We start from the raw sequence: 1,151 nt of genomic DNA on the forward strand, positions 1-1,151 counted from the left end.
CAGTTTAAGTAAATTGAATGTGACGCATTTAATTATTTAAACCCGATTATATCATGACCACTCAAGACAAAATTATCAAAAACAAGTTAGGATTGCTAAGCTTGGCCGAGATGCTTGGCAACGTATCCCAGGCCTGCAAGGTGATGGGCTATAGCCGAGATTCTTTCTACCGCTTCCAGCAGCTCTATGAACAAGGTGGCACATCCGCCCTGCAGGAGATCAGCCGCTCCAAGCCCAACATCAAGAACAGGGTAGAACAAGCCGTAGAAGAAGCGGTAGTAGCACTGGCTACTGAGCAGCCAGCCTTTGGACAGCTCAGAGCTTCCAACGAACTCAAAAAGCAAGGCATCTTCATTTCACCTGGCGGGGTGCGCTCCATTTGGCTGCGCCACGCCCTGGAGACTTTTCCCAAGCGTTTAAAAGCATTAGAAGCGAAGGTAGCTCAGGAAGGCTTGATCCTGACAGAAGCGCAGATCGTAGCCCTGGAAAAGGCTAAAGAAGAGAAGACGGCGCACGGAGAGATCGAGACACACCATCCCGGCTATTTAGGTGCGCAAGACACTTATTACGTGGGCTACATCAAAGGCGTGGGCAAGATTTATCAGCAGACTTTCATTGACACCTATACCAAAGTGGCACAAGCTAAAGTGTATGATAGGAAGAACGCGCTGGTGGCTGCCGATATGCTCAACGACAGGGTGCTGCCGTTCTACGAGCAGCATGATCTAAAGCTCTTGCGCGTTCTTACCGATCGTGGCACTGAATACTGCGGAGCCAGGGAGCACCATGAGTACCAGCTCTACCTGGCCATTGAGGACATCGATCACTCCAAGACCAAAGCCAGGAGCCCGCAGACCAACGGCATCTGCGAGCGCTTCCACCGCACCATGCAGGAGGAGTTCTACGCGATCGCTTTTCGCAAAAAAGTGTATACTACTTTAGAAGAATTACAAGAGGACCTGGACCTGTGGCTGGAGCATTACAACAAGGAGCGCACCCACACAGGTAAATACTGTTTTGGGAGAACACCTTATCAGACGCTGCTCGAGACAATTACGTTGGCTAAGGAGAAGATGCTCGACACACTCAGGCAAGATCCTGTCAAACATTTTTTTTTCGGAACCAGCCTTTCACCCGCAGACGAAGGGGTA

The 1,151-nt window shown here is 50.2% G+C and carries 1 protein-coding gene; it reads left to right on the plus strand.

The window, feature by feature from the left end:
- Window positions 1–53: 53 nt before the first annotated feature.
- Window positions 54–1,151 (plus strand): IS481 family transposase (locus O71_RS21160; RefSeq protein WP_007661369.1); only part of this gene is annotated, 1,098 nt, incomplete at its 3' end.

Origin of the sequence: Pontibacter sp. BAB1700, from assembly GCF_000277005.1 — a bacterium.
GTDB lineage: Bacteria > Bacteroidota > Bacteroidia > Cytophagales > Hymenobacteraceae > Pontibacter > Pontibacter lucknowensis.